Genomic DNA, 21024 nt, shown 5'->3' with positions numbered 1-21024 from the left:
TTTACCTCTGTCCACGCCCACCGACTTGTCCCGGCGCAGCACGCTGGCGTCGCAGCAGGAGGCCCCGGCCATGCAAGATCCAACAACGTCCCGGCCGATCGTGAGTTTCCAGGACGTGACCAAAAGCTATGGCAGCTTCACCGTGCTCGACCATCTGAACCTGGATGTCGCCCCCGGTGAAAAGGTCGCGATCATCGGCCCCAGCGGCTCGGGCAAGTCCACGCTGCTGCGGGTGTTGATGACCCTGGAAGGTATCGACCAAGGCCAGATCCGCGTCGAGGATGACTCCCTGACCCACATGCCCAACCGCAACGGCGTGCTGGTGCCGGCCAACGACCGACACATCCGCCGGGTGCGCGGCAAGATCGGCATGGTGTTCCAGAGTTTCAACCTGTTTCCCCACATGACCGCGCTGCAGAACGTGATCGAGGCGCCGGTGCAGGTGCTGGGCATGAACCCGAAAGAAGCCCGGGAGCGCGCCGCCGACTTGTTGGAGCTGGTAGGGCTGGGCAATAAGCTCGACCATTACCCGTCGCAGTTGTCCGGCGGCCAGCAACAGCGGGTGGCGATCGCCCGGGCGCTGGCGATGCGGCCCAAGGTGATGCTGTTTGACGAAGTGACCTCGGCGCTCGACCCGGAGCTGTGCGGCGAAGTGCTGAATGTGATCCGCAAACTGGGGGCCGAACACAACCTGACGATGCTGATGGTGACCCACCAGATGGGCTTCGCCCGGGAGTTCGCCGACCGGGTGTGTTTCTTCTACAAAGGGCAGATCCACGAACAGGGCACCCCGGCGCAGATCTTCGAGAACCCGCAGCAGGAGCGTACGTGTGCGTTCTTGAGTGCGGTAAAAGAGGCGAATTGATCCCCTTGTGAACACCTTTGGGCGAGGAGACTTGTGGGAGCAAGGCTTGCCCGCGATGAAAGCGATGCGGTCTTTCAGAAAATCGAGGCGCCTGTTTCGCGAGCAAGCTTTGCTCCCACAAATCCCCTCGCCACAAGTGGCGGCATCAGGCGGATAGAAACTGACAACCATAAAAAAACGGGGGCCCTGTTTCCAGAGCCCCCGTTTCATTTGCCGCCCAGCCGTTATGGGTATTGCTGGTAAGTCTGGCCCTGCTGTGCCGGTGCCTGGTACTGCTGGCCGGGAATGGCCTTGAGGTTGACCTCGACACGACGGTTTTGCGCACGGCCATTGACGTCGGCGTTGCTGGCCACCGGGTTGTCCGGGCCGGCGCCACGGGCCGACAGGTTGGCACCGCTCACGCCCTGGGACGTCAGGTAGGTCGCCACGCTCTGCGCACGACGCTGGGACAGGTCCATGTTGTGCTGGCGGCTGCCGGTGCTGTCGGTGTAGCCGACGATTTCAATCTGGTTCTGGTTGAACTCCTTGAGGGAGTTGGCCAGGTTGTTCAGCGGCTGGTAGAAGCTGGACGCGATGTTCGCCGAGTCGGTGGCGAAGGTGATGTTGCCCGGCATGATCAGCTTGATCTGGTCGCCCTGGCGCTGCACTTCAACGCCGGTATTGGCCATGCTCGCACGCAGCTTCTTTTCCTGCTGGTCGGCGTAGTAGCCGTAACCGGCCGCGGAAGCCCCCACCACCGCTGCACCGATCAACGCCCCCTTGCCCCGGTTATCGTGACCGATGGCCGCACCGGCCAACGCCCCCGCCAGTGCACCGAGGCCGCCATACTTGGCGGTTTTGCTCATGCCCGAAGATTCGGTAGAGGCCTGGCCCTGGTTGTCGTAGGGGTTAGGCGACGCACAGCCGGACAACAGGGCCACAGCAGTTGCGACAACGATCAAGCGACGCGAGGTGAACATGAAGATGCTCCTGGGTTTTCAGTCTGAATGCCAAAGTGTAGGCAATCGACTCTGGCAGGCGTTGGAACGCGGCAATCGTTAAAAATTCCGTCGCGCTGCGTTGTGCTTCGCCCGGCTGACCGATAAGAAACCGGCGTCCGGGCGAACGCCCCTCACCCCTGCGCCAGACAGCGGCTTACACCCCGGACAATCATCTCCACTTCCCGCCCATCGATCGTCAACGGCGGCAGCAGGCGGATGGTCTGGCCCCGAGTGATATTGATCAGCAGGCCGTGGTCCCGGGCGGCGCGCAGGGCCAGGTCGCGAACCGGCTGCTTGAGTTCGATGCCGATCATCAACCCCTGGCCGCGAATCGCCAGGACATTCGGGTTGTCCGCCAACTCGGTGCGCAGCCGGCTCAGCAACTGTTCGCCCTGATGCCTGGCGTTGTCCACCAGCGCTTGTTGCTCAATGATCTCCAGCACCGTGCAGCCGACCCGACAGGCCAGTGGATTACCGCCAAAGGTGCTGCCATGGCTGCCAGGGGTAAACAGTTCAGCCGCCTTGCCCCTTGCCAGGCAGGCCCCAATGGGCACGCCGTTGCCCAAGCCTTTGGCGAGGGTCATGACGTCCGGCACGATGCCCTCGTGCTGGAACGCGAACCATTGGCCAGTGCGACCGATGCCGGTCTGGATCTCGTCGAGCATCAACAACCAGGCGCGCCGGGTGCACAGTTCCCGCAGGGCCTTGAGATAACCCGGCGGGGCGAGTTGCACACCACTTTCGCCCTGGATCGGTTCCACCAGTACTGCGACGATGCGCTCGGCATGAGCCTGCTGGATCGCTTCCAACGCCGCCAGATCGCCGAACGGCACCTTGATGAAATCCCCCGGCAAGCGGTTGTATCCCAGCCGCACGGACGGACCGTCACTGGCGGACATCGTGCCCAATGTGCGCCCGTGGAACGCATTATCCATGACCACCACCAATGGCTGCTCAATGCCTTTATGCCAACCATGGAGGCGCGCCAGTTTCAGTGCGGTTTCGTTGGCCTCGGCGCCTGAGTTGTTGAAAAACGCCCGCTCCAGCCCCGACAGCTGAGTGAGCTTTTGCGCCAGGCGCTGTTGCCAATCGATGCTGTACAGGTTCGACGTGTGCAACAGCAGGCCGGCCTGCTCGCTGATGGCGGCCACCAACCGCGGGTGGGAGTGGCCGACATTGGTCACTGCCACGCCCGCCACCGCATCAAGGTATTCGCGGCCGTCCTGGTCCCACAGGCGCGTACCCAAACCATGGGTGAAACTCAGCGCCAGGGGTTGGTAAGTGGTCATCAGGCAGGCAGCGGTCATGGCATCAAGCTCCATTTGGTTGGTTTTTTCCAGTATGGTTAGCCACCAAGGCTGGATAAACTCCGCTTTACTTCAATCATTTAAAAGCTGAGCTTGATAATGGACTTGTTCCAGGCGATGACCGTTTACGTGAAGGTGGTAGAAACCGGAAGCCTGACGGCGGCGGCCCAGGTATGCGAAATGTCCACCACCATGGTGGGCAATCATCTTCGTGCACTGGAGCAACGTCTCGGCGTGCGCCTGATCAACCGTACGACGCGGCGCCAGCGCCTGACCGAGTTCGGCTCGGCCTACTACCAACGCTGCCTGGAAGTGCTCGGGCTGGTGGCCGATTCCGAGCGCCTGGCCGAGCAGACCCAGGGCGAGCCCACCGGCACCTTGCGCATCACCGCGCCACTGACCTTCGGCTCCGAGCGCCTCGCACCGGCGCTGGCCGAATTCAGCCAGCGCTTCGCTCAAGTCAAGCTCGACGTGGTGCTGACCAATCAGCGGTTGGACCTGCTCGAACATGGATTCGACGTCGCCATCCGCCTCGGCCATCCCGACCCGAAACTGATTGCCCGGCCATTGATGGACTACACCCTGACCATCTGCGCCTCCCCTGCCTACCTGGCTCGGCGCGGCACACCGGAAAAACCCACGGACCTGCAGCAGCACGACTGCCTGTCGTTCGCCTATTCGGCAGCAGACGAATGGCGCTTCGCCCAGGATCACTGGCCGATCAACGGGCCGGAGGGCGAGATCAAGGTCCCGGTGAACGGGCCGATGCTGATCAACAGTTCCTCGGGCCTGCATCGCGCCGCCCTGGCCGGGATGGGCGTGGTCATGCTGCCCGATGCGCTGGTGGCACAGGACCTGAAGGATGGACACCTGGTGACGTTGTTGCAGGGCTACCAATTGCCCCATCGCCCAATGAGCCTCATGTACGCGCAGGATCGCTACCGTTTGCCGAAGCTGCGCAGTTTTGTCGAGTTCGCGCTGGAGAAATGGGGCAAACCCCCAACACCAGCCGAATGATGTTGTGGCGAGGGGATTTATCCCCTCGCCACAAAAGCGTGCCCTGGCTTGGCTGTACGTCGCTACCCCGCTAGTGACCCCGCCCCCCATCAGCTACTCTTCCTCCTTGGACGAGCATTTTGATATCAAGGCTGATTGAGGGAACGACGATGGGAGATGCCTCGAACATCGATATGCTGCGGTTCGACCTGTCCGATCTGGACGAAGGCGTACTGCACACCATCCTGGAACTGGTCAGCGATGGCATCTGGGACTGGAATGCCAACACCGGCTTCGTCTACCGCAACCCCGGCTGGTACACGATGCTTGGCTACCAGCCTCATTCACTGGACAACACCGTGCTGACCTGGGAGAGCGTGATCCACCCGGATGACTATCCACGGGTCATGGCGTTGTTCGACGACTACCTGGAACACCGATCCCACGTCTACCAAGCCGAATACCGCTGCCGCACCCACGACGGTTCCTACATCTGGATCGAGGATCGCGGCTACGTGATCGCCCGTAACCCGGACGGCACGGTGGCGCGCATGATCGGCGCCCATCGCAGTATCGATGACAAGAAACGCCTGTTCGAACAACTGGAACGGCGCAACAAATCCCTGGAAGCCGTCATCGAAGAACGCACCCGCGAACTGTCCCGGGTCAACCATCAGTTGCAGATCCAGCTCGACGAAAACCGCAAGCTTGCCGAAACCGACGCCCTGACCCGGGTCGCCAACCGTTATCGCCTGGACCAGGCGCTGCCGCTGGCCTGTGAGCGCGCGCAGCGTTTTCGCGAGCCGTTATCGCTGATCGCCATGGACGTGGATGATTTCAAGGACATCAACGATCGCTACGGCCACGCCTTTGGCGACGCAGCGTTGATACAAGTGGTGCAGAGCGTCAAGCGCTGCGAGCGCGGCGGCGACTTGCTGGTTCGCTGGGGCGGTGACGAATTCATCATGATCTTGCCCAACACCACCCTGGCCGACGCCCGCCTGCTGGCTGAGAGCATTCGCCGGGGTCTGTCCGACCTGCTGCCGGTGGGCGACTTCCAGATCACCATGAGTTTTGGCGTGGTGCAGCGACTCGAGGATGAACAGCACGCCGTGTTGCTGCACCGGGCGGACCAGGCGCTGTATCGCTCCAAGATGTCGGGCAAGAATGTGATTTGTGAATGAACCGAGCCCAGGCCCGAAGGCAAAAAAGAATGCAGACATGAGGCGCTGCCAACGGTCATAGGCTGTATCCCTAGCAATCAGGCTTTCACCCTTGCCGACTCGACCGCCCTCCCTCTCACGCCTTTACCTGGGCTGCGCCGGCTGGTCGCTGCCCCGGGAGCACTGGCCGGCCTTTGCTGTCGACGGGACTCATTTGCAACGCTATAGCAGCCGATTCCCGGCCGTGGAAATCAACAGCTCGTTCTACCGCCCTCACCGTCCCGCCACGTATGCAAAGTGGGCAGCCAGCGTGGCCCGGGATTTTCGTTTCTCGGTCAAAGTGCCCAAACAGATTACCCATAAACGGCGACTGATCGACTGCGGAGGGCTTGTGGATGAATTCCTCGGGCAATGCTCGCAACTGGGAGAACAGCTTGGTTGCCTGTTGATTCAGTTGCCACCGTCGCTGGCCTTCGATGCCGCAGTGGCCGGGGGGTTCTTCAAGGCCTTGCGGGACCGTTATCAGGGTTACGCAGTGCTTGAGCCGCGACACCCGAGCTGGCTCATGCCCGAGGTCGCAGCGATGCTGCAAGACGAATGCATCGGCCGTGTCGCCGCCGATCCGTCCCCCTTGCCCGGCGGCGATCAACCCGCAGGCTGGCCCGGCATTCGCTACTACCGCTTGCACGGCTCACCACGAATTTACTACTCAGCTTACGAAGACGCCCGGCTGGAGCACCTCGCCCGAACGTTGAAAGCCGACCCCGACACGCCGACATGGTGCATCTTCGACAACACCGCCAGTGGCGCCGCGACGCCGGATGCGTTGCGGCTGATGGATTTGCTGCGCGACTGAAATAGACACCGGTGACCGGTCCGACCGTGACAACACCGCCCGCGTCCAATAGATTAGGCGACCGGAAAAAAGCTCAATGCCTTTCTCGCCTCATCCCGCTAACAGAAGTAGTGAAATTTCAATGTCCGATTCCAACACCGCTGAATCCTTAGTCACCCTGTCGTCCAAAGCGGAATACGAAAACTCCATCAATCTTTCACAGCATCTGCCCCAGGCCAAAACCATCAGCGAAATGGTCCTCGATGCGTTCCAGTCGAATCGCGAAAGCGACCAGATCCGCGAACTGCGCAACGCCATCCGCCAGGCTCACGATGCGTTCGACGACGACAAGGCCTATGAACTCATGGGCCAGCTCAAACAACTCAAGGACGCCGAAGCCGCCGATTTCGCAGCCCTGGAAGACCTGAGCAGCCGCTTCCCGATCAGCCGTATCCTCTCCAGCTACAAGGACGACCCGTCGTTCCAGGAACTGGTCTACGGCCTGGCCCTGAAAGTACTGAACCAGACCCACCAGGCCATCAGCAACCCGAGCGGCAGCAAGGGCAAGGCCTCGCGGGCCAAGAAGGAAGCCGAAGTGTTTGTTATCAGCAAGGATGGCATCAGCGTCACCCTGCCCCTGCGCACACCACGCTCCAAGCCGAACGTCGACCGCGAGGCCTTCGAGTTCCTGGGCTTCAATTTCGTAGGCGAAGGCGACGAAGCCGAGCTGGAAAGCGAAACCTTCCTGGACAATGACGGCACCGAACAACAGGCCACCCGCAAAAGCATCGTCACCGCCCTGCAACAGCAGAAAGCGTTCGATGGCTACAGCATCGCCCAGCAATAAGCCCATGTGGGAGCGAGCTTGCTCGCGATCGATAGTCCCCACGCTCCGCGTGGGAATGACTCCTCGGACGCTCCGCGTTCGGCTCTTGGGGGACGCAGAGCGTCCCAGGCTGCATTCCCACGCGGAGCGTAGGAGCGATCCTCCAGGCAGTGGCCATGAAAAAGCCCCGCGCTTCTCTCGAAGGCGGGGCTGTTTTCATGGATATGAGCTGATCAAACAGCGCCAAGCCGCTCGACCATATCTGGAAACTTCTCGACCAGCTTGATCAACAAAGCCGCCTGGGCGTTAGGCTTGGACTTCTCCTGCTCCCAGTTCCTGAGCGTACCTGGACTGGTCCTGATGCTCTTGGCGAAAACGGCTTGAGACATGTGGAGCTTGTCGCGCAACGCCACGATTTCTTGGGCAGACACCTCGGGAACCGGTTTGTCTTCGATCGATATCTGGCGAAGGGTAATCTTGCCCTCCCGGTGGGCGGCCATCTCCTCGACGCCTTGCATCATCTCGGCAAACAGATCGCGCTTTTTCATAAGGTACCTCGTACTTTCAACTCAGCTTCTATGGCGCGTTTGAGCGTCTTCTCTTGCTCGGAGGTCAGGTTTTCCAACTCGTCCTTGTCATAAATCGCGAACATCCAGAACTGACGATCGTTCATGAGCCAATAGTAAATAACGCGCAACCCGCCTCGCTTCCCTTTACCACGACGTTCATCGAACCAGCGCAGCTTACGAAAGCCGCCGGTACGTGGCATGACGTCACCAACCTCTGGATGCTGCAGCATATAGGACTGAAGCAGGCGATACTCATCATCAGTCAGGTAATGGCCAACCGTGTCGGTGAATGTAGTCGTTTCAAAAAATAGGGTACGCATGGCAGAAACTATAGGCAAATTGCGCATAGTTCAACAAACCATAATCTATTGCGACGAATGACAGCCAATCCACACCTCACCTCAACAAAAAGCCCCGCGCTTCTCTCGAAGGCGGGGCTTTTTTTGTGGCGTCTGAAGCTTAAGGCGCGTAGGTCAGCAGCAGCTCACTCGGCACCTTGAAGTCCAGGGACATCATGACGCTCAGGGCGGTGATGGTGAAGATCGAGAACACGAACAGCTTGCGTGCCCAGACCGTGTCATCCACCGCCTTGTAGCCGGTCCAGGCCATGTACAGCCAGTACATGCCCATGGCGGCGGCGACGGCGAGGTAGCTCATGCCGGCGTAGCCACTGAAGGTCAGCATCAAGGTCGCCACGAGGAAGGCCAGGATGTACAGCAGGATGTGCTTCTTGGCCACCCGGATACCGCGCTTGACCGGTAGCACCGGAATCGAGGCCGCCAGGTAGTCGTTGAAGCGGAAGATCGCGATGGCGTAGGAATGCGGCATCTGCCAGAGGCTGAACATCACCAGCAGCGTCAGCGCAGCCATGTCGAAGCTGTTGCTGACCGCCACATAGCCGATCACCGGCGGCATCGCCCCCGACAGGCTGCCCACCAGCGTGCCGTGGACCGACTTGCGCTTGAGGTACAGGCTGTAGAGGCCGACGTAGATGACAAAACCGATCACCGCGAACAACGCAGCCAACGGGTTGGCCACCGAGTACAACAGCGCCACGCCGGCCACGCCCAGCACCGTGGCGAACGCCAGGGCCAGTTGCACCGGAATCAGGCCCTGGACCAGCGCCCGATTCTTGGTGCGTTCCATCTTGATATCGATGTCACGGTCGATGCAGTTGTTGAACACACAACCGGACGCCACCACCAGGGAAGTGCCGATCATCGCCGCCAGGAAGATGGCCAGATCGACATGCCCTTTCGAGGCCAGGAAAAACCCGCCTGCCACAGAAAGCACGTTACCGAAAATGATCCCCGGCTTGGTGATTTGGATAAAGTGCTTCAGGGACATCCGGACTTTCCTCAGTGCGCCATCATGTTGGTGTGGATGCTGAACATGATCCACAACGACAGGCCAACCAGCAGGACAATCACGATCGCGGCAAAGACAAACGCGACCACGTTGTTACGTTGGGCGGCGGAGCGGTCCAGGTGCAGGAAGTACACCAGGTGCACCAGTACCTGGACCACGGCGAAGATCAGTACGATCCACAGGGTCAGGCTCTTGGGCAGCGATGGGTACATCACCAGGCCGAACGGAATGACGGTCAGGATCACCGACAGAATGAAACCGATGGCGTAGGACTTGACGCTGCCGTGGCCGGCGTCGTGGCCATCATGGGAATGTGCGTTAGCCATTTACAGGGTCCCCATCAGATAAACAACGGTGAATACGCAGATCCACACCACGTCCAGGAAGTGCCAGAACAGGCTCAGGCAGCTCAGGCGCGTCTTGTTGGTGGCGGTCAGGCCGTTTTTCTGGACCTGGTACATCATGATCGCCATCCAGATCAGGCCGCTGGTCACGTGCAGACCGTGGGTGCCGACCAGGGTGAAAAACCCGGACAGGAAGCCGCTGCGGTTAGGGCCGTAGCCCTCGGAGATCAACATGTGGAACTCGTTGATCTCCATGCCGATGAAGCCGGCACCGAACAGGAAGGTCATGGCCAGCCAGCCCAGTACCTGGGTTTTCTTGCCCTTGAACAACGCCAGCATGGCGAAGCCGTAGGTGATCGAGCTGAACAGCAGCAGCGCGGTTTCGCCCAGTACGTACGGCAGTTCGAAGATGTCGTGGCCCGATGGGCCACCGGCGACGTTGTTAACCAGCACCGCGTACGCTGCGAAGATCGACGCAAACAGAATGCAGTCGGTCATCAGGTAGAGCCAGAAACCGAATACGGTCATCTCGCCCGAGTCGTGGTGATGGTCATCGTGCCCATGGTCATGACCATGGGCGTGTCCAACAGTGGTCACTAAGTTCGACATGGTTTAAGCCTGTTCCAACGAGGTTTCAACACGGGTGGCGGTGGCAGGGACTTTCCCGGCCGCTACCAGACGTTTGTGCTGCTCGGCTTCGATGCGCTCGATGACATCCACCGGCACCATGTAGCCCTGATCGTCACGGGCAGCATGGATAGCGAAATACACCACGGTGCCGACCAGGCTGGCGATGGCCAGCCACCAGATGTGCCAGATCATCGCGAAACCGAACACGGTCAGCAGCGCGCCCATGACCACACCGGTAGCGGTGTTGTTGGGCATGTGGATCGGCTCGTACTTGGCCGGGACCGGGTACGCGGTGCCGTTTTCCTTGGCTTCGGTGAACGGGTCGATGACGTCTGCTTTTGGCAGCACGGCGAAGTTGTAGAACGGCGGTGGCGAAGAGGTCGACCATTCCAGGGTATGGGCATTCCACGGGTCACCGTGGTCGCACATGTTCTCTGGCTTGTTGCGATCGCGCACGCTGACATACAACTGGATCAGTTGGCAGGCGATACCAACAGCGATCATCACCGCACCGAACATGGCGACGTACAGGTACGGCACCCACTCAGGGTTGGTGGTGGTGTTCAGGCGACGGGTCATGCCCATGAAGCCCAGTACATAGAGCGGCATGAACGCGACGAAGAAGCCGGTGATCCAGAACCAGAACGCTGCCTTGCCCCAGCCTTCGTGCAGCTTGAAGCCGAACGCTTTCGGGAAGTAGAAGGCGAAGCCGGCGATGTAGCCAAACACGGCGCCACCGATGATCACGTTGTGGAAGTGCGCGATCACGAACAGGCTGTTGTGCAGCACGAAGTCAGCACCCGGGATGGCCAGCAATACGCCGGTCATGCCGCCGATGGCGAAGGTCACCATGAAGCCCAGGGTCCACATCACGTGGCTGGTGAAACGCAGGCGGCCCTGATAGATGGTGAACAGCCAGTTGAATAGCTTCACCCCCGTCGGGATCGAAATCAGCATCGTCGCCAGGCCGAAGAAGGCGTTGACGCTGGCGCCCGAACCCATGGTGAAGAAGTGGTGCAGCCAGACCATGAAGCCCAGTACCGAGATCGCGCCGCTGGCGTAGATCATCGAGTGGTGGCCGAACAGTTTCTTGCCGGAGAAGGTCGAGATGACTTCGGAGAAAATCCCGAACGCCGGGAGGATCAGGATGTACACCTCAGGGTGACCCCAGGCCCAGAACAGGTTGACGTACATCATCGGATTGCCACCAAGTTCATTGGTGAAAATGTGGAAATCCATGTAGCGGTCAAGCGTCAGCAGAGCCAGGGTAGCGGTCAGGATCGGGAAGGAAGCGACGATCAGGACGTTGGCCCAGGTGCAGGTCCAGGTGAAGATCGGCATGTCCATCAGCTTCATGCCCGGGGTACGCATTTTGACCACGGTGGCCAGGAAGTTGACCCCCGTCAGCGTTGTACCCAACCCGGATAGCTGTAGCGCCCAGATGTAGTAATCCATCCCCACGCCCGGACTGTATTGCAGGCCCGACAGCGGTGGATAGGCAACCCAACCGGTCTTGGCGAATTCGCCAACGCCCAGGGACAGGTTGATCAGCACTACGCCGGAAACCAGCAACCAGAAGCTCAGGGAGTTCAGGAACGGGAAGGCGACGTCACGGGCGCCGATCTGCAGCGGCACTGCAAGGTTCATCAGGCCGGTGAAGAATGGCATCGCCATGAAGATGATCATGATCACACCGTGGGCGGTGAAGATCTGGTCATAGTGTTCAGGCGGCAGGTAGCCAGGCGAACCCTCGGTGGCCATGGCCAGCTGGGTACGCATCATGATGGCGTCGGCAAAACCACGCAGCAGCATGACCATGGCGACGACGATATACATCACGCCGATTTTCTTGTGGTCGACCGATGTCAGCCACTCGGTCCACAGGTAGGTCCACTTCTTGAAGTAAGTGATCCCCGCGAACAGCGCCAGACCGCCGAGTGCGATGATGGCGAGGGTCACCATGACAATCGGCTCGTGGAACGGGATCGCTTCCCAACTTAATTTACCAAACATCGTTTACTCCTCTGCCCCGGCAGCTGAATGCGAACTCATGTCCATCCCTTCCATGTTGTGGGCCACTTCCTTCTCGTTCTTCTCGTGGTGCATCGGCTTGCCCGGATTCATCCCTTCATACTTGTCGATGATGGTCTGGAACAGGTTCGGCGTAACCGACGAGTAGAGTTCGACTGGATTGTTCTGGCTCGGCTTGGAAAGGGCTTCGTATTCAGCTTTTTCAAGCTGTTTAGGTGCCTTCTTCACATCGTTGACCCAAGCGTCGAAATCTTCCTGGGTCGTGGCGATTGCTTTGAACTTCATACCGGTAAAGCCCGCGCCGCTGTAGTTGGCGGAGATACCGTCGAGTTCGGCGTTCTGGTTGGCGATCAGGTGCAGCTTGGTCTGCATGCCCGCCATCGCATAGATCTGGCCGCCCAGGCCCGGGATGAAGAACGAGTTCATCACGGTGTCGGAAGTGACCTTGAAATTGATCGGCGTGTGGGCCGGGAACACGATCTTGTTGACCGTGGCAATGCCTTGTTCCGGATAGATGAACAACCACTTCCAGTCCATGGAGACCACTTCAATGGTGATCGGCTTGACGTCGGAATCCAGCGGACGATACGGGTCCAGGGCGTGGGTCGACTTGTAGGTGACGTAACCCAGGGCAATGATGATCAGAACCGGAATGGTCCACACCGCCACTTCGATCTTGGTCGAATGCGACCACTTCGGCGTGTAGGTGGCATTGGTATTGGTTGCGCGGTACTTCCAGGCGAACAGGAAGGTCATGACGATGACCGGCACAACGACCAGCAACATCAGCAGCGTAGCGGTGATGATCAGGTTTCGTTCATCCAGGCCGACCTGGCCCTTGGGATCGAGCAAGGTCATGTTGCAGCCTCCCAGCAGCAACGTGCCGAGCAGCGGCAACAAGCCTAGTAATCGGGGGTACCTGTTTTTACTCATCTCACGACCTCTAAAGCAGCTTGCGCAATGCAGTTGGGTTTTGATCGCCAACACTTCACCCTGCCAAGGGTTGGCATTTTCTTGGATTGAATAAGGGCTGCCCGTCGAACGTCAGCGGCTGTTCGACACATCCTGGGCCAGCAGTGAGTTCTTATTCGTTGGTCAAAGGCCTAGTTCAAGCCCAATTCCATTTGGTGCGGGTAGTTTGGAGGCACCGACACCTGGGGTCGCATGGGGCGCTGGCGCCCTTCGACCACTCTCGTGCTCAAGCTTGAGCCGGGTCGGAAAATCGGTGCGGGCGATTGTAGTGAGCTGAGGCGCTGTAGACCATGTCTCATCTCGAAATAATTTTTATCCGATCCGGCAACAATCTTTCGCAGATATTGCAACAAGCCAGTATGTTATCGAAATTAATTCTCAACAAGAACCCCAAAAAACGTAGGGCTACTATGCCCGATTTAGACAGCTCGACAGGATCACGAAGAGCTTTTTTGCCCGGCAAGCGCCCAGTTTTCGGGGGCTCTGGCGCCCGACGCTTCGCTGTTAAAAATGCCTGCTGCAGGTGATGCGCGTTTTGCGAAACCGGACGGCTTTTTGTTACAGGAAGGTGCGCTTAATTGCCCTCGAAAAGGCTGAGCGGCTCAAGATATGTGACAACATGTCGCACATTGTCGCAGGCTATTCTTGCCTCGGATCAAGGACGGTCCGGCTCAAGAGTGAAACGCAAAACGCCCCGGCTCTCCAGAAGAGAAACCGGGGCGTTTCATGAAGACGCTTCAGCGAATCTGTTTACGGTTACGTGACACCAGCAACGGCACCAGCACTACCGTCAACACGAAGGCCACCAGTGCCCATTGCGCCAGGGACAGACCCAGGATCGGTGGGTAGGGGGTGGAGCAAAAGCCATCGACCTGGAACCCCAGCGGAAAGATCTTCGCCAGCGGCAGGTCATCGACAATCGGTTGCAACACGTCGATGCCGCAACTGACCGCCGGGAAGAACTGGGTGTACACGTGATGCCCTGCCACCCCGGCACCGGCCAGGGCGCTGAGCACCACCAGGCCTTCGAAGATCGTCAGGCTGCGGCGGGTGCGCATGGCGGCACCGATGAAGGCGAAGATCGCGATCAGCAACAGCGCATAGCGTTGCAAGATACACAGCGGGCACGGCGCCTCGCCGAGGGCCACCTGCATGTACAGCGCACCGCCGATCAGCGCCAGGCAGATCAGCCCCAGCAGCACCAGATAGCGCCGCTCACGGCCTAACCGCATCATTTCCTCACTCATTGCGTTTCCCTTTGTCTGCATTGATCGACGCGCGGCACGGCGACGCTCGGGCGCGCGGTCGGATGCCCGAAGTCTACACGCAGACCATGACAGTGAACGAGCAGCGGGCGTCGACATTGAAGGGGAATAGACCTTGAGAAGGTTAAGTACGGATTAATTCTGGTCAGTTGGACCCAGGATGGACCTGCCGCCGCCATCACGAGCAGGCTCGCTCCCACAAGGGATTTGTGGCGGACGCGGATTTTGTCACCCGCACAGATCCAGGGTGGGAGCGAGCTTGCTCGCGATAGCGGTGGGTCAGCTTGCATTGATGTTGAATGTACTTACGCAATCGCGAGCAAGCCCGCTCCCACAGTTTTTTTGTGGTGTTCACAGGAATCGTGTCCACCGCAGATCCCTTGTGGGAGCGAGCCTGCTCGCGATGAAGGCAACCCGGTCTCCCGGTTTAGCGCGGCCTTATTCCAGTGCCGCCGCCGGGCCGAAGAATTCGTAACGGCTCTGCTGCTCCGGCACGCCCAAGGCCTTGAGGTGGCGCTTGACGGCGCCCATGAAGCCCTTCGGCCCGAGGAAATAGGCGTCCACGTCACGTTGCTGCGGCAGCCATTGCGCCAGTTGTTCCTGGCTCAACAGCCCCACCTTGTCGGCCGCCGGGCTCAAGCCGTCGTCTTCGTCGTAGCAATAGAAGCGCTTGAGCTGCGGATGCCGCTTGGCCAGCTCGTCGATCCAGTCGCGGAAGGCATGGGCACGGCCGTTGCGCGCGCAATGAATGAAATGCACCGGCCGCTCGGTTTGCAGCGCCGCCTGCAACATGGCCAGGGTCGGGGTGATGCCGACACCGCCACTGATCAGCACCAGCGGTTTGTCGCTGGCAGTCAGGTAGAAATCCCCGGACGGTGGGAACAACTGGATGCGGCTGCCGACGTCGAAATGATGATGCAGGTGGTTGGACACCCGCCCGCCCGGCTCGCGCTTGACGCTGATACGGTATTGACCGTTGTCCGCCAGGGCTGACAGTGAATAGTTGCGGCGTACTTCCTCGCCATCGAGCATGAGCTTCATGCCGATGTACTGGCCTGGCTCGGCCAGCAGGATCGGGCCCTTGTCCGCCGGTTCAAAGTAAAACGAAGTGATCTCCGAGCTTTCCTGCACCTTGGCAGTCAGGATGAACTCACGCTCGCCACGCCAGCCGCCCGGCGCCTCGGCCTTCTTGTCGTACATGCCGGCTTCGGCGCCGATCAGGATATCGGCCAACTGGTTGTAGGCTGCGCCCCATGCCGCAATCACTTCGGGCGTGGCGATCTCTGCGCCCAGCACTTCGGCAATTGCTCGCAGCAGGCACGAACCGACAATCGGGTAATGTTCCGGCAGGATCTGCAGGGCAACGTGTTTGTTGACGATCTTCGCCACCAGATCGCCCAATTGATCGAGCTGGTCAATGTGCCGCGCATACATCAACACACCATTGGCCAAGGCCCGCGGTTGATCGCCACTGGCCTGGTGAGCCTGGTTGAACAATGGGCGCACCTGCGGGTATTCGGACAGCATCATGCGATAGAAGTGAGTGATCAGCGCCTCACCACCACTTTCAAGCAACGGAACGGTGGAGCGAATGATGGCGCGTTCTTCTCGACTGAGCATAGGGTGACTCCTGGCGTATGACCGATAACAGTTAGGTAAGTCTTATCAGTTTCCATGCCATAAATTTTTTCATTAAATATCAGATAGTTAAAAACAATGTAGTCATATCGACACGGCCCACCTTATAGTCGTTAAGACTACATGGAGTCATTATGACCGCAACCGCCCTGCTGACCTCCCTGCTACCACTGGTGGCCGATCTGTCCCGCGAACTGCCTGAAGGCGAACGTTATCGTCGCCTGCTCGGCACCTTGCGAACCCTGCTGCCCTGCGATGCGGCGGCGTTGTTGCGCCTGGACGGCGACTGCCTGGTGCCGCTCGCCGTGGATGGCCTGAGCACCGATACACTGGGCCGGCGATTCCGGGTCAGCGAACACCCGCGCTTCGAAGCGCTGCTGGCCAGCCCACAGCCCACCCGCTTCGCCGCCGACAGCGGCCTGCCCGATCCGTACGACGGATTGGTCGAGGGGCTCGCCGAACATCTGGAGGTTCATGACTGCATGGGCTGCCCGCTGTTCGTCGACGAACGGCCCTGGGGCCTGCTGACCCTGGATTCGCTGGATCCTGAGCGCTTCGAGCCCATCGACCTGAGTGCCCTGCAAGCCTTCGCCAGCCTCGCCGCCGCCACGGTCAGCGCCGCCGAGCGCATCGAGCGCCTGGCCCTGAAGGCCGAGGACGAGCACCGCCGCGCAGAGGTCTATCGCCAGGCCAGCGGCCAGCAACCTCGCGACATGGTCGGCCAGAGCAAGGCCCACAAGCGCCTGGTGGAAGAGATCGCGCTGGTGGGCAGCAGCGACCTGACGGTATTGATCACCGGCGAAACCGGCGTGGGCAAGGAACTGGTCGCCCAGGCCATCCATGCCGCGTCGAAACGTGCCGAGCAGCCACTCATCAGCCTCAATTGCGCCGCCCTGCCCGATACGCTGGTGGAAAGCGAACTCTTCGGCCATGTACGAGGCGCCTTCACCGGGGCCACGAACGACCGGCGCGGCAAGTTCGAACTGGCCGACGGCGGCACCTTGTTCCTCGACGAAGTGGGCGAGTTGTCCCTGACTGTCCAGGCCAAGTTGTTGCGGGTACTGCAAAGCGGCCAACTGCAACGCCTGGGCTCGGACATGGAACACCGGGTCGATGTGCGCCTGATCGCGGCCACCAATCGCGACCTGGCCGAAGAAGTGCGCAACGGCCGGTATCGGGCCGACTTCTACCATCGCTTGAGCGTGTATCCGCTGCAGGTGCCGGCGCTGCGCGATCGCGGGCGGGACGTGCTGCTGCTCAGCGGTTTTTTCCTGGAGCACAACCGTTCGCGCATGGGCCTGGGCAGCCTGCGCCTGACCAGCGATGCCCAGGCCGCACTGCTGGCCTACGACTGGCCGGGCAATGTGCGCGAACTGGAACACCTGATCGGCCGCAGCGCCTTGAAGGCCTTGGGCCGGTGCGCGACACGCCCGAAAATCCTCAGCCTCAGCGCCCAGGACCTGGATTTGCCCCAGGCGCCTGTGGACAACCCCACACCTTCGTCCATCAGCCCGGCACCGACCGCGCAGGGCGTAACCGGAGACTTGCGCGAAGCGGTGGACGAGTTCCAGCGCACGCTGATCGCTGCCTGCCTGGAGCGTCACCAGCACAACTGGGCCGGCGCCGCCCGGGAGCTGGGGCTGGACCGGGCGAACCTGGGGCGGATGGCCCGGCGGTTGGGGCTGAAATAGAAACCTGTGGATTGGCACACTCAAAGGAAATTTGAGCAAGTGAATTGGGTTGCCGACGGCTTTCGCCCTAAAGCCTGTCCCCAACGAGTCGATAACCCAATATCAAAAGCTGTTTTGGCGATCCTCGAGTTCGCCCCACCTTTTTCCACAGAAGGTTTTTATGTCTTCCAACAAAGCCCGCGCAGATTCACTTTCGCTTCTGCTGTTTACCTTGCGCAGCGGCAAGCTGATGGCAATCAACCTGCTCAAGGTCAGTGAAATCATTCCCTGCCCACCATTGACCAAGCTGCCGGAGTCGCATCCGCACGTCAAAGGCATCGCCACCCTGCGCGGGACATCGTTGTCGGTGATCGACCTGAGCCGCGCCATTGGCGAGCGACCGCTGGAAGACCCGGATGGCGGCTGCCTGATCGTCACTGACGTCAGCCGTTCCAAACAGGGTTTGCATGTGCAGGCGGTGAGCAAGATCGTGCATTGCCTGACCACCGACATCAAACCGCCACCCTACGGCTCCGGCGGTGTGCGTTCGTACATCACCGGCGTGACCTCGGTGGACGGCACGCTGGTGCAGGTGCTGGACATCGAAAAGGTCATCCACGGCATCGCCCCGGCACAGATCGAAACCGCGCCGACCGAACTGAGCATGGAAGACGCCGAAGTGCTGGGCAACGCACGGATCCTGGTGGTCGATGACAGCCAGGTCGCGCTGCAGCAATCGGTGCACACCCTGCGCAACCTGGGCCTGCAATGCCACACCGCGCGCAGCGCCAAGGAAGCCATCGAGTGCCTGCTGGACCTGCAAGGCACGGCCGAACAGATCAACCTGATCGTCTCCGACATCGAGATGTCGGAGATGGACGGCTATGCCCTCACCCGGACGCTGCGCGAAACCCCAGACTTCGCCCACCTCTACGTGCTGCTGCACACCTCGCTGGACAGCGCCATGAACAGCGAAAAAGCCCGGCTGTCGGGTGCCAACGGCGTGCTCACCAAGTTCTCCTCACCGGAACTGACCAAGTGCCTGATCACAGCGGCCAAGGCCGTTGCCGAGCAGGGTCACTGAATCATATCGGTTGCTCGCTTCTGCGTTCCGGCGCGGGAGCGATCACCGTCCGACAACCTCAGGCATACTCTTGTCCTGGCTTCCCGGAACAAGGCTCCCTGATGAAAATCCGCATATTGACTCTCCTTGGCCTCACCGTCCTGGCCTCCCAGGCCCATGCCTCCAGCCCGGACGCCTGGGCCGCCCACGACAAAGCCGTGCTGGCCAGTTGCATCAAGGCCAGCGGCTTGAAGAGCGCCGAGCCGGTGGGTAACGCCGCTCAATTCGACGACCGAGTCGGCTACACCGCGCTGTTACTGCAAGGCCAATATCCGCAGAAACACATGAAAGGGGCGATCGGCACCGAGTTGTGCCTCTACAGCAAAAAAACCAAAACCGCCTATGTGACCGAGTGGGACTCGATCCGCCAGGCCGCTACCGACCGGTGAGTGGCGCATAACTTGCTTCGCACGGTCCATCACGGCGTTTTTCTGTCGCCGTCCCCCAGCTTTCTGCGACCGGGCGCTCAATGAACACAACGTTTTCCTGTGTAGGGTGCGGCAAATGCTGCACCGATCACCACGTCCCCCTGACCCTCGACGAGGCCCGGATGTGGGCGGACGACGGCGGCCAGGTGATTGTCCTGGTGGAAGCCTTCCTGCCCAACGGCCTCGGCCTGCCGGCAGGGCAACGCGAGCATGCCGAGCGCCGCTCGGCGGTGGTCCACAGCGGCAGCATCGAGGCCCTTGTGGCGATCACCTTTGCCGCCTACAACGTCGGCCGTTGTCGGAATCTTGACGATGAAAACCTGTGCCGCATCTATGAGCGCCGCCCCTTGGTGTGCCGCATCTATCCGATGGAAATCAACCCGCACATCCCGCTCAATATCGCCGTCAAGGAATGCCCTCCAGAGTCGTGGGAAACCGGGCCACAACTGATACTCGGCGGTGAACTGGTCGATCAGGAACTGGTCCGGTTGATCGAGCGTTCACGCCAGGCCGACCGTGAAGAGATCGCCATCAAGGACCGCATCTGCGCCGCCCTGGGCATCCGCACCACCGCGCTCAAGGGTGACGGGTTCACCGCGTATCTGCCGCAGATGAGCGCATTCGTGGCCGCCCTCGATCAGGCACGCCTGCAACCTGCGCAACAGCACACCAGTGAATGGCTGTTCCATCTGTCTGGCGATGATGTGGCCAGCCAGGTATTGGCCAGCGGCGCGCGGGTGGTCACTGAAGCGCCGATCAATTACGCCTTTATTTCGCTGCGGGCGGCATAAACCTAGCGACTCGCTCCCACATTCTACCTGGGGTGAGCCCCAATGCCTTGTCCACTGCAGGCCCCTGTGGGAGCGAGCTTGCTCGCGATGGCGGACTGTCAGCCGACATCCATGTTGAGTGGTCTACGGCTATCGCGAGCAAGCTCGCTCCCACAGGGGTTGGCTACATTCCCAATCAGCTCCCTCTCGCCTAACCCTCGCCAGGAATGTTAGCGTGCTTGGTATCTTCTCCCCGACGAGCCTTGCACGATGAAAAAAACCGTACTTGCCTTCAGCCGTATCACGCCCCAGGTGGTCGAGCGCCTGCAACAGGACTTCGACGTGATTGTGCCGAGCCCGTCCAAGGGCGATATCAACGCACAGTTCAACGAAGCCCTGCCCCACGCCCACGGGCTGATCGGGGTCGGTCGCAAACTCGGGCGCGAGCAACTGCAAGGCGCCGCGAACCTGCAAGTGGTATCCAGCATATCGGTGGGCTACGACAACTATGACCTGGCCTATTTCAACGAGCGCGGGATCATGCTCACCAATACCCCCGACGTACTCACCGAAAGCACCGCCGACCTGGCCTTCGCCCTGCTGATGAGCAGCGCCCGGCGCGTGGCCGAACTGGACGCCTGGACCAAGGCAGGCCAATGGCAGGCGACAGTCGGCCCGCAACTGTTCGGCAGCGATGTACATGGCAAGACCCTGGGTATCGTCGGCATGGGCAACATCGGCGCAGCCATTGCCCGGCGTGGCCGGCTGGGGTTCAACATGCCGATCCTCTACAGCGGCAACAGCCGCAAGACCGAACTGGAAAACCAATTGGGCGCACAATTTCGCGAACTGGACCAGTTGCTGGCCGAAGCGGACTTCGTCTGCCTCGTCGTGCCATTGAGCGAGAAGACCCGCCATCTGATCGGCCAGCGTGAATTGGGCCTGATGAAACCGAGCGCCATCCTGGTCAACATTTCCCGGGGCCCGGTGGTGGATGAACCGGCGCTGATCGAAGCCCTGCAGAACAATCGCATCCGCGGCGCCGGGCTGGATGTCTACGAGAAAGAACCGCTGGCCGAATCGCCGCTGTTCCAGTTGAAAAACGCCGTCACCCTGCCCCACATCGGCTCGGCCACCCACGAAACCCGTGCCGCCATGGCCGATCTGGCTGTGGATAACCTGCGCAGTGCATTGCTGGGCGAGCGACCGCAGAACCTGGTCAACCCGCAAGTCTGGAAGTAACC

Annotated in this window: 21 protein-coding genes; 10 read left to right on the top strand and 11 right to left on the bottom strand. The window is 60.4% G+C overall.

Translation table 11 applies throughout. The features are described 5' to 3' along the window. Nucleotides 1–70: 70 nt before the first annotated feature. Nucleotides 71–865, top strand: a complete 795-nt coding sequence (gene ehuA / locus AB4O09_RS06455; RefSeq protein WP_027911433.1) for an ectoine/hydroxyectoine ABC transporter ATP-binding protein EhuA — start codon at nt 71–73, stop codon at nt 863–865. A gap of 224 nt (nt 866–1089) precedes the next feature. Here the strand turns inward: ehuA and AB4O09_RS06450 are convergent, their stop codons facing one another. Both AB4O09_RS06450 and AB4O09_RS06445 read right to left on the bottom strand, forming a co-directional pair. Continuing rightward, a complete protein-coding gene (locus tag AB4O09_RS06450; RefSeq protein ID WP_003205385.1) occupies nt 1090–1824 on the bottom strand; it encodes an OmpA family protein in 735 nt (244 codons plus the stop codon). A 152-nt stretch (nt 1825–1976) separates the two neighbouring features. Beyond that, on the bottom strand, nt 1977–3152 hold the full coding sequence (locus tag AB4O09_RS06445) for an aspartate aminotransferase family protein (RefSeq protein WP_003205386.1): 1176 nt from the start codon (nt 3150–3152) through the stop codon (nt 1977–1979). A 99-nt stretch (nt 3153–3251) separates the two neighbouring features. Between AB4O09_RS06445 and AB4O09_RS06440 the strand changes: the two genes are divergently transcribed. The 4 genes from AB4O09_RS06440 (at nt 3252) to AB4O09_RS06425 (ending at nt 6993) form a co-directional block, all read left to right on the top strand. Then, the gene (locus tag AB4O09_RS06440) at nt 3252–4169 is read left to right on the top strand and encodes a LysR family transcriptional regulator (RefSeq protein WP_003205387.1); all 918 of its coding nucleotides are present in this window, start codon (nt 3252–3254) and stop codon (nt 4167–4169) included. 149 nt (nt 4170–4318) lie between these two features. Continuing rightward, complete coding sequence (locus tag AB4O09_RS06435) at nt 4319–5332, top strand: sensor domain-containing diguanylate cyclase (protein ID WP_003205388.1); 1014 nt, start codon at nt 4319–4321, stop codon at nt 5330–5332. 91 nt (nt 5333–5423) lie between these two features. Beyond that, nucleotides 5424–6167, top strand: a complete 744-nt coding sequence (locus tag AB4O09_RS06430) for a DUF72 domain-containing protein (protein ID WP_460108032.1) — start codon at nt 5424–5426, stop codon at nt 6165–6167. Nucleotides 6168–6288: 121 nt separating this feature from the next. Beyond that, nucleotides 6289–6993 carry a hypothetical protein gene (locus tag AB4O09_RS06425; protein ID WP_003205390.1) on the top strand — a complete coding sequence of 235 codons (705 nt, stop codon included), beginning with the start codon at nt 6289–6291 and terminating at the stop codon, nt 6991–6993. A gap of 212 nt (nt 6994–7205) precedes the next feature. Here the strand turns inward: AB4O09_RS06425 and AB4O09_RS06420 are convergent, their stop codons facing one another. The 9 genes from AB4O09_RS06420 to hmpA all read right to left on the bottom strand — a co-directional run bounded on the left by AB4O09_RS06420 (nt 7206) and on the right by hmpA (nt 15771). Then, on the bottom strand, nt 7206–7520 hold the full coding sequence (locus tag AB4O09_RS06420; protein ID WP_003205391.1) for a helix-turn-helix domain-containing protein: 315 nt from the start codon (nt 7518–7520) through the stop codon (nt 7206–7208). Continuing rightward, complete coding sequence (locus tag AB4O09_RS06415; RefSeq protein ID WP_013694185.1) at nt 7517–7861, bottom strand: hypothetical protein; 345 nt, start codon at nt 7859–7861, stop codon at nt 7517–7519. The genes AB4O09_RS06420 and AB4O09_RS06415 overlap by 4 nt, the downstream gene beginning before the upstream one ends. Nucleotides 7862–8000: 139 nt before the next feature. Continuing rightward, a complete protein-coding gene (gene cyoE / locus AB4O09_RS06410) occupies nt 8001–8888 on the bottom strand; it encodes a heme o synthase (RefSeq protein ID WP_003205393.1) in 888 nt (295 codons plus the stop codon). Between the two features lie 11 nt (nt 8889–8899). After that, the gene (gene cyoD, locus AB4O09_RS06405) at nt 8900–9235 is read right to left on the bottom strand and encodes a cytochrome o ubiquinol oxidase subunit IV (RefSeq protein WP_003205394.1); all 336 of its coding nucleotides are present in this window, start codon (nt 9233–9235) and stop codon (nt 8900–8902) included. Then, complete coding sequence (locus AB4O09_RS06400) at nt 9236–9862, bottom strand: cytochrome o ubiquinol oxidase subunit III (protein ID WP_003205395.1); 627 nt, start codon at nt 9860–9862, stop codon at nt 9236–9238. Between the two features lie 3 nt (nt 9863–9865). Next, complete coding sequence (cyoB, locus tag AB4O09_RS06395) at nt 9866–11896, bottom strand: cytochrome o ubiquinol oxidase subunit I (RefSeq protein ID WP_003205396.1); 2031 nt, start codon at nt 11894–11896, stop codon at nt 9866–9868. Nucleotides 11897–11899: 3 nt separating this feature from the next. Further along, nucleotides 11900–12847, bottom strand: coding sequence for a ubiquinol oxidase subunit II (gene cyoA, locus AB4O09_RS06390; RefSeq protein ID WP_003205397.1), 948 nt, complete (start codon nt 12845–12847; stop codon nt 11900–11902). A 776-nt stretch (nt 12848–13623) separates the two neighbouring features. Continuing rightward, nucleotides 13624–14133 carry a disulfide bond formation protein B gene (locus tag AB4O09_RS06385; RefSeq protein WP_003205398.1) on the bottom strand — a complete coding sequence of 170 codons (510 nt, stop codon included), beginning with the start codon at nt 14131–14133 and terminating at the stop codon, nt 13624–13626. 456 nt (nt 14134–14589) lie between these two features. Next, the gene (hmpA, locus tag AB4O09_RS06380; RefSeq protein ID WP_003205399.1) at nt 14590–15771 is read right to left on the bottom strand and encodes an NO-inducible flavohemoprotein; all 1182 of its coding nucleotides are present in this window, start codon (nt 15769–15771) and stop codon (nt 14590–14592) included. A 152-nt stretch (nt 15772–15923) separates the two neighbouring features. Between hmpA and norR the strand changes: the two genes are divergently transcribed. From norR to AB4O09_RS06355, 5 genes are all read left to right on the top strand, one after another. Continuing rightward, complete coding sequence (gene norR / locus AB4O09_RS06375) at nt 15924–17480, top strand: nitric oxide reductase transcriptional regulator NorR (protein ID WP_027911435.1); 1557 nt, start codon at nt 15924–15926, stop codon at nt 17478–17480. A 160-nt stretch (nt 17481–17640) separates the two neighbouring features. Beyond that, a complete protein-coding gene (locus AB4O09_RS06370) occupies nt 17641–18543 on the top strand; it encodes a chemotaxis protein CheV (RefSeq protein ID WP_003205401.1) in 903 nt (300 codons plus the stop codon). Between the two features lie 101 nt (nt 18544–18644). Further along, the gene (locus AB4O09_RS06365) at nt 18645–18971 is read left to right on the top strand and encodes a hypothetical protein (RefSeq protein WP_027911436.1); all 327 of its coding nucleotides are present in this window, start codon (nt 18645–18647) and stop codon (nt 18969–18971) included. 80 nt (nt 18972–19051) lie between these two features. After that, the gene (locus AB4O09_RS06360; RefSeq protein ID WP_013694187.1) at nt 19052–19801 is read left to right on the top strand and encodes a YkgJ family cysteine cluster protein; all 750 of its coding nucleotides are present in this window, start codon (nt 19052–19054) and stop codon (nt 19799–19801) included. Nucleotides 19802–20050: 249 nt separating this feature from the next. Then, nucleotides 20051–21022, top strand: a complete 972-nt coding sequence (locus AB4O09_RS06355) for a 2-hydroxyacid dehydrogenase (RefSeq protein ID WP_003205404.1) — start codon at nt 20051–20053, stop codon at nt 21020–21022. Nucleotides 21023–21024 lie beyond the last annotated feature (2 nt).

This window comes from Pseudomonas sp. H1_F01, assembly GCF_054681425.1.
The sequence above is the reverse complement of the archived record's forward strand: the minus strand, read 5'-3'. Positions and strand labels throughout refer to the sequence as shown.

Bases quoted from the DNA above. Each gene is read 5' to 3' on its own strand.
- ehuA (WP_027911433.1), top strand. From the start codon at position 71: ATGCAAGATCCAACAACGTCCCGGCCGATCGTGAGTTTCCAGGACGTG.
- AB4O09_RS06450 (WP_003205385.1), bottom strand. From the start codon at position 1,824: ATGTTCACCTCGCGTCGCTTGATCGTTGTCGCAACTGCTGTGGCCCTG.
- AB4O09_RS06445 (WP_003205386.1), bottom strand. From the start codon at position 3,152: ATGACCGCTGCCTGCCTGATGACCACTTACCAACCCCTGGCGCTGAGT.
- AB4O09_RS06440 (WP_003205387.1), top strand. From the start codon at position 3,252: ATGGACTTGTTCCAGGCGATGACCGTTTACGTGAAGGTGGTAGAAACC.
- AB4O09_RS06435 (WP_003205388.1), top strand. From the start codon at position 4,319: ATGGGAGATGCCTCGAACATCGATATGCTGCGGTTCGACCTGTCCGAT.
- AB4O09_RS06425 (WP_003205390.1), top strand. From the start codon at position 6,289: ATGTCCGATTCCAACACCGCTGAATCCTTAGTCACCCTGTCGTCCAAA.
- AB4O09_RS06420 (WP_003205391.1), bottom strand. From the start codon at position 7,520: ATGAAAAAGCGCGATCTGTTTGCCGAGATGATGCAAGGCGTCGAGGAG.
- AB4O09_RS06415 (WP_013694185.1), bottom strand. From the start codon at position 7,861: ATGCGTACCCTATTTTTTGAAACGACTACATTCACCGACACGGTTGGC.
- cyoE (WP_003205393.1), bottom strand. From the start codon at position 8,888: ATGTCCCTGAAGCACTTTATCCAAATCACCAAGCCGGGGATCATTTTC.
- cyoD (WP_003205394.1), bottom strand. From the start codon at position 9,235: ATGGCTAACGCACATTCCCATGATGGCCACGACGCCGGCCACGGCAGC.
- AB4O09_RS06400 (WP_003205395.1), bottom strand. From the start codon at position 9,862: ATGTCGAACTTAGTGACCACTGTTGGACACGCCCATGGTCATGACCAT.
- cyoB (WP_003205396.1), bottom strand. From the start codon at position 11,896: ATGTTTGGTAAATTAAGTTGGGAAGCGATCCCGTTCCACGAGCCGATT.
- cyoA (WP_003205397.1), bottom strand. From the start codon at position 12,847: ATGAGTAAAAACAGGTACCCCCGATTACTAGGCTTGTTGCCGCTGCTC.
- AB4O09_RS06385 (WP_003205398.1), bottom strand. From the start codon at position 14,133: ATGAGTGAGGAAATGATGCGGTTAGGCCGTGAGCGGCGCTATCTGGTG.
- hmpA (WP_003205399.1), bottom strand. From the start codon at position 15,771: ATGCTCAGTCGAGAAGAACGCGCCATCATTCGCTCCACCGTTCCGTTG.
- norR (WP_027911435.1), top strand. From the start codon at position 15,924: ATGACCGCAACCGCCCTGCTGACCTCCCTGCTACCACTGGTGGCCGAT.
- AB4O09_RS06370 (WP_003205401.1), top strand. From the start codon at position 17,641: ATGTCTTCCAACAAAGCCCGCGCAGATTCACTTTCGCTTCTGCTGTTT.
- AB4O09_RS06365 (WP_027911436.1), top strand. From the start codon at position 18,645: ATGAAAATCCGCATATTGACTCTCCTTGGCCTCACCGTCCTGGCCTCC.
- AB4O09_RS06360 (WP_013694187.1), top strand. From the start codon at position 19,052: ATGAACACAACGTTTTCCTGTGTAGGGTGCGGCAAATGCTGCACCGAT.
- AB4O09_RS06355 (WP_003205404.1), top strand. From the start codon at position 20,051: ATGAAAAAAACCGTACTTGCCTTCAGCCGTATCACGCCCCAGGTGGTC.